This window comes from Nocardia sp. NPDC058705, assembly GCF_042749305.1.
Lineage (GTDB): Bacteria > Actinomycetota > Actinomycetes > Mycobacteriales > Mycobacteriaceae > Nocardia.
Map to the genome: position 1 here is coordinate 22,264 of NZ_JBHYRN010000046.1, position 6,445 is coordinate 28,708.

Sequence of the window (6,445 nt, forward strand, 5' to 3'; positions counted from 1 at the left end):
GCCACCCCTCGGGCCCGCCTCCACAACATCGTTTTCTGCCTACCGTGCGGTAGGTAGACTACCGAGAGAGTAAGTGGAGGAGCAACCTCAATTTTGGGGGCGCCGAATCCGTCACACCGAATCATGGGAGGATTGGCGCCATGCCCGCCCGAGACATCACCGACACCGTCACCGCAGGTGGGGGCACCAAACAGGCGATCCGCGACGCCGCGGTCGCACTTTTCGCCGCCAAAGGATTCGAGCAGACGAGCCTGCGCGAAGTCGCGGATGTGGTGGGAATCACCAAGGCATCGCTCTACTACCACTACGCGTCGAAGCTCGATCTGCTCCTCGCGATCATCGATCCGATCATCGACCACATGCGCGACATCGTCGAAGACATCGAGGCCGTGCCCTATGACGACGAGGGAATCCGCGCGGTCCTGCGCACCTATCTGCGCGGCATGATCCGCCACCGCGACGCAGGCGCGCTGTGTGTGCGCGACACCGCGGCCATCGTCAACGCCATCGCCGATCGCTATCCCGATCTGATGGAACCCACCCGTGAGCTGCGGCTGTGGCTGGCCGGACCCGACCCGACCCAGGCCTCGACCCTGCGGGCCGCCGCGGCCATCGAGGTGCTCGGGGTGGCGCTGCTGTCGTCGGAGCTGGCGCCAGGTGCCACCGACGAAGTGGTCGAGAAGACCCTCCTCGACGCGGCAACCTGTGTGCTCACCGCATGCGGGACCGCGTAGGTTCGACACGTGCATATCACCGCCCGAGTCGATTACGCGGTGCGAACGCTGCTCGAGCTCGCCGCGGCCGATGGCGTCGTCAAGTCCGAGGTCATCGCCGCCGCCGCGCAGATCCCGCCGAAAGTGCTCGAAACGGTGCTGGCCGAACTGCGTCGCGCCGAACTTGTGCTGAGCAGGCGCGGGCCCGACGGCGGGTATCGCCTCGGTCGGCCCGCCACGGAGATCTCGGTGGCCGATGTGATCCGCGCGGTGGAATCGCCGCTGGCTTCGGTGCGCGGGCAGCGGCCGGAGGACGTGCGTTATCCCGGTGCGGCCGAGCCGTTGCAGCAGGTGTGGATCGCGCTGCGGGTGAACATCCGAGCGGTGCTGGATAACGTTTCGATCGCCGATATCGCCGCCGACCGACTGCCCGGTTTCATCGGCGAATTGGTCGCTGACCCGGGCGCATGGGTGCGACGCGAGCCGCGCACACCGGCCGGGACCTGAGTTATCCACAGGCTTCGAGTTATCCACAGGGTGGGTAAAACCGCGGGGCAGCGGTGACCTGCGCGGGGTAGCCTTCGATCCATCATGTTGATCACCCTGCTGAGGACCTACCTCACCCCCTACCGGCCGCAATTGGCGGCTGTGCTGGTCCTCCAGCTGATCTCGGTTATCGCGATGCTGTACCTGCCCAGCCTCAACGCCGACCTGATCGACGACGGCGTCACCAAGGGCGATATCGGATACATCTGGACCACCGGACTGTGGATGCTCGCGGTGAGCTGCGTGCAGATCGTGGCCTCGGCGGCGTCGGTGTACTTCGGCGCGCAGGCGGCGATGGGTGCGGGCCGCGACATGCGCGGTGGTGTGCTGCACCGGGTGGAGACGTTCTCGGCCAGGGAGGTCGGAATGTTCGGCGCGCCCTCGCTGATCACCCGCTCCACCAACGACATCCAGCAGGTCCAGCTGCTCATCGTCATGTCGGTGACGATCCTGGTGATGGCGCCGATCATGTGCGTCGGCGGCGTGATCATGGCGCTGCGCGAGGATCTCGGACTGTCGTGGTTGCTGTTGATCGCGGTGCCCGCGCTGGCTCTGGCGATGGGCACGATCGTGGCCAGGATGGTGCCGGGGTTCCGGCAGATGCAGGAGCGTATCGACGGGGTCAACCGGGTGTTGCGCGAGCAGATCACCGGTATCCGGGTGGTGCGCGCGTTCGTGCGGGAGCGTCAGGAGATCTGGCGCTTCGGGATGGCCAACACCTCGCTCACCGACGCTTCGCTGCGCGTGGGCAAGCTGATGGCGCTGATGTTCCCGACCGTGATGTTGATCAGCAATCTGACCGCCGTCGGGGTGATCTGGTTCGGCGGACACCATGTGGACAACGGCACGATGCAGATCGGCTCGCTCACCGCGATGCTGTCCTACGTCATGCAGATCTTGATGGCCGTCATGATGGCCTCGTTCCTGGCGATGATGGCACCGCGTGCCGCCGTGTCCGCCGATCGGATCGGGGCGGTGCTCGAAACCGAGTCCTCGGTGCGCCCGCCCCGGCTGCCGCAACCCTTCAAGGGTGATCCGGCCACGGTCGATATGCAGTTCGCGGAATTCGCCTACCCCGGTGCGGAGAAGCCGGTGCTGCGCGGCATCCGGTTCACAGCCACGCCCGGCACCACCACCGCCGTTGTCGGTTCGACCGGCTCGGGCAAGACCACGCTGATCAACCTGATCCCGCGGCTGATCGACGTCACCGACGGTGCGGTCTACGTCGGCGGCACCGATGTGCGCCACCTCGACCTCGAATCGCTGCGTAACGGAATCGGATTGGTGCCGCAGAAGGCGTACCTGTTCTCGGGAACCATCGCCACCAACCTGCGCTACGGCAAACCCGACGCCACCGACGACGAACTCTGGCACGCGCTCGAGGTCGCCCAGGCGGCCGATTTCGTGCGCGAGATGCCGCAGGGTCTCGACACCCCGGTGGCCCAAGGTGGCACCACGGTGTCCGGCGGTCAGCGCCAACGTCTGTGCATCGCCCGCGCGCTGGTGCGGCAGCCTCGCGTCTTCCTGTTCGACGACTCTTTCTCCGCGCTCGACGTGGCCACCGACGCCCGGCTGCGCGCCGCGCTGAAGCCGGAAACGGCCGATGCGTCGGTGATCATCGTGGCCCAGCGGATCCAGACCATTCGCGACGCCGACCAGATCGTCGTCCTCGAGGACGGCGTGATGGTCGGAATCGGAACCCATGACCACTTGATGCAGCGCTGCTCGGAGTACCGCGAGATCGTCGAGTCCCAGCTGAGCGCGGAGGAAGCCAGATGAGGCCAGGTGGACCCGTTCCCGGAGCACCGGGGACGAAGGCCAAATCGTTCAAACCGTCGCTGAAACGACTGCTGAGCAGGCTGGCTCCCGAGAAGTTCACCGTCGGCGTGATCGTCGCACTGGTGATCACCTCCGTCGTACTGAACACGCTCGGCCCGTGGTTGCTCGGCAAGGCGACGAACCTGGTGTTCGACGGCTTCGTCGGCAAGCAGCTCGAACCCGGTCTCACCAAGGACCAGACTGTCGAACTGCTGCGCAGGCAGGGCGAGACCACCCGCGCCGACATGCTCTCGGCGATGAACGTCATCCCGGGAACCGGAGTCGACTTCGACGCCGTCGGTCGCGTGCTGATGCTGGTGCTTGCGCTCTATGTGGCCGCGTCGTTGTTCGGTTGGCTGCAGGGCTACCTGCTCAATATCGTCATCAACCGGACCGTGAAGCGCCTGCGCGACGAAGTGGAGCAGAAGCTGCACCGGCTGCCGCTGCGCTACTTCGACACCGCACCGCGCGGTGACGTGCTCAGCCGCGTCACCAACGACGTCGACAATGTCTCGCAGAGCCTGCAGCAGACAATGAGCCAGCTGCTGGTCTCGCTGTTCACCGTGGTCGGCATCCTGATCATGATGTTCTGGATCTCGCCGCTGCTGGCGCTGATCGCGCTGCTCACCGTGCCCGCCGCGATCGTGGTCACCGCGCAGATCGCCAAGCGATCCAAGCCGCACTTCGTCAACCAGTGGAAATTCACCGGTGAGGTGAACTCCTCGGTGGAAGAGGCCTACACCGGCCACGAGATCATCACCGCGTTCGGCCGCGGCCGCGAGGTCGGCGAGGAATTCGACAAGCGCAACAACCAGCTCTACGACGCGAGCTTCAAGGCGCAGTTCATCTCCGGCCTGATCATGCCCGCCATCATGTTCCTCGGGAACGTGAACTTCGTGTTCATCGCGCTGGTCGGCGGACTGCGGGTGGCCACCGGCAACCTGTCGCTCGGCGATGTGCAGGCGTTCATCCAGTACTCGCGCCAGTTCAGCCAGCCGCTCACCCAGATCGGCGCGATGGCCAACCTGCTGCAGTCCGGCGTGGCCTCGGCGGAGCGGATCTTCGAGATCCTCGACGCCGAGGAGCAGAGCCCCGATCCGCTGGTCGAGAACGCGCGTCCGGTGGATCGCGGGCGGGTGGAGTTCGAGGCGGTGTCCTTCGGCTACGACCCGGAAACGCCTGTGATCGAACGGCTTTCGCTGGTGGCCGATCCCGGTCATGTGGTCGCCATCGTCGGCCCGACCGGCGCGGGAAAGACCACACTGGTGAACCTGCTGATGCGCTTCTACGAACTCGACGCGGGCACCATCGCGATCGACGACGTCGACATCACCACGATCACCCGCGACCACCTGCGCTCCCGGATCGGCATGGTGCTGCAGGACACCTGGCTGTTCAAGGGCACCATCCGCGAGAACATCGCCTACGGCAATCCATCCGCGTCCGAGGAAGACATCCTCGCCGCCGCGCGGGCTGCCTATGTCGACCGGTTCGTGCACTCGCTGCCCGACGGCTACGACACGGTCATCGACGAAGAGGGTGGCGGGGTGAGCGCGGGCGAGAAGCAGCTGATCACGATCGCGCGCGCGTTCCTGGCCAAGCCGTCGATCCTGATCCTGGACGAGGCGACCAGCTCGGTCGACACCCGCACCGAGTCGCTGGTCCAGCACGCCACCGCGGCGCTGCGTCGCGATCGCACCAGTTTCGTGATCGCGCATCGGCTTTCGACGATCCGGGACGCGGATCTGATCGTGGTGATGGACTCCGGCCGCATCGTCGAACACGGGACGCACGAGCGACTGCTCGCCGAGCGCGGGGCGTACTACAACCTGTACAACGCCCAGTTCGCAGCGGCTCAGTAAAGCCTGGGCAGTCCGCACAATGCCCAGTTCAGGCGCGTCATGGAGGGCCTGGCAACATGGACGGGTGGCTGATCGCAGCGAGTTCTCCTTTGATGTAGGCACCCGACTGGACGGGGGTCGGCACGGTCGTACCGGGGTGATCTCGACCCCGCACGGCGAGATCGCTACGCCCGCTTTCATTCCCGTGGGGACGAAGGCGTCGGTGAAGGCCGTGTTGCCGGAGACCATGCGCGAGATCGGGGCGCAGGCGCTGCTGGCCAACGCCTACCACCTGTACCTGCAGCCCGGTTCGGACGTGGTGGACGAGGCCGGTGGGCTCGGGAAGTTCATGAACTGGCCGGGGCCCACCTTCACCGACAGCGGCGGGTTCCAGGTGATGTCGCTGGGGGTCGGGTTCAAAAAGGTCCTCGCGATGGAGGCCGTCGGGGTCCGGTCCGATCAGGTGATCGCCGCGGGCAAGGAACGATTGGCGACGGTCGACGATGACGGGGTCACCTTCCGCTCGCATCTGGACGGTTCGAAGCACCGGTTCACGCCCGAGGTGTCGATGGGGATCCAGCATCAGCTGGGCGCCGACATCATGTTCGCCTTCGACGAGCTCACCACCCTGATGAATACCCGTGGCTACCAGGAGAAGTCGCTGCAGCGCACGCACGAGTGGGCGCAGCGGTGCATCGACGAACACGAACGGCTCACCGCCGTGCGCAGTCATCGGCCGTATCAGGCCCTGTTCGCGGTGATCCAGGGCGCGCAGTACGAAGACCTGCGGCGCAAGGCTTGTCGTGAACTGGAGACGATCCGGGGAAGTGGCGGAACGGAATTCGACGGTTACGGCATCGGTGGGGCGCTCGAGAAGCACAATCTCGGGACCATCGTCGGCTGGTGCTGTGACGAGCTGCCCGAGGCGAAACCACGCCACATGCTGGGGATCAGCGAGCCAGAGGACATGTTCACCGCGATCGAGAACGGGGCGGACACGTTCGACTGTGTGAACCCGTCACGGGTGGCGCGCAACGCGGCGATCTACGTCGACGAGGGCCGGTTCAATATCAACACCGCCCGATTCAAGCGCGATTTCACCCCGATCGACGAGAACTGCGACTGCTACACCTGCGCCAACTACACCCGCGCCTACCTGCATCACCTGTTCAAGGCCAAGGAGATGCTCTCGGCGACGCTGTGCACGATTCACAACGAGCGCTTCACGATTCGGCTCGTCGATCGGATCAGAGCCAGTATCGAGGGTGGGTACTTCGACGAGTTCAAGAAGGAGTTCCTCGGGCAGTGGCGGGGGCGGATCAAGGTGCCGGGGGAGTAAGGGTGGTTGTTCTGGGTGAGGTTGTGTGGCAGAGCCCGGGGTTTGGGTGGTCCCGGGTGGTTTGACGCTGTGTTTATTGGAGCGCTGGCGCGCTCGAGCGCGGCCCCCTGGGGGCCGCGCCGGGGGGGGGGGTGGGGGTGGGGGAGGACAGCGCGAGCGAGGCCTGCCCGACCCGGACCACCCCGAAG

General features: G+C 65.8%; 5 protein-coding genes. All 5 read left to right on the forward strand.

The genetic code is table 11. The annotated features are described in order from the left end of the window. Nucleotides 1–140 precede the first annotated feature (140 nt). The 5 genes from ACFW6D_RS30865 (at nt 141) to tgt (ending at nt 6,257) form a co-directional block, all read left to right on the forward strand. Nucleotides 141–734, forward strand: coding sequence for a TetR/AcrR family transcriptional regulator (locus ACFW6D_RS30865; protein ID WP_379333959.1), 594 nt, complete (start codon nt 141–143; stop codon nt 732–734). 9 nt (nt 735–743) lie between these two features. Next, on the forward strand, nt 744–1,220 hold the full coding sequence (locus ACFW6D_RS30870; RefSeq protein WP_379333961.1) for an RrF2 family transcriptional regulator: 477 nt from the start codon (nt 744–746) through the stop codon (nt 1,218–1,220). A gap of 84 nt (nt 1,221–1,304) precedes the next feature. After that, a complete protein-coding gene (locus ACFW6D_RS30875) occupies nt 1,305–3,038 on the forward strand; it encodes an ABC transporter ATP-binding protein (RefSeq protein ID WP_379333963.1) in 1,734 nt (577 codons plus the stop codon). After that, on the forward strand, nt 3,035–4,939 hold the full coding sequence (locus tag ACFW6D_RS30880; protein WP_379333965.1) for an ABC transporter ATP-binding protein: 1,905 nt from the start codon (nt 3,035–3,037) through the stop codon (nt 4,937–4,939). Before ACFW6D_RS30875 ends, ACFW6D_RS30880 begins: the two co-directional genes overlap by 4 nt. Before the next feature lie 19 nt (nt 4,940–4,958). Next, complete coding sequence (tgt, locus tag ACFW6D_RS30885; protein ID WP_379333967.1) at nt 4,959–6,257, forward strand: tRNA guanosine(34) transglycosylase Tgt; 1,299 nt, start codon at nt 4,959–4,961, stop codon at nt 6,255–6,257. Nucleotides 6,258–6,445: the final 188 nt, after the last annotated feature.

What these genes read in the sequence shown, in the direction of transcription:
- ACFW6D_RS30880 (WP_379333965.1), top strand. Translation starts at nt 3,035, where the DNA reads ATGAGGCCAGGTGGACCCGTTCCCGGAGCACCGGGGACGAAGGCCAAA.
- ACFW6D_RS30865 (WP_379333959.1), top strand. Translation starts at nt 141, where the DNA reads ATGCCCGCCCGAGACATCACCGACACCGTCACCGCAGGTGGGGGCACC.
- ACFW6D_RS30875 (WP_379333963.1), top strand. Translation starts at nt 1,305, where the DNA reads ATGTTGATCACCCTGCTGAGGACCTACCTCACCCCCTACCGGCCGCAA.
- tgt (WP_379333967.1), top strand. Translation starts at nt 4,959, where the DNA reads ATGCCCAGTTCAGGCGCGTCATGGAGGGCCTGGCAACATGGACGGGTG.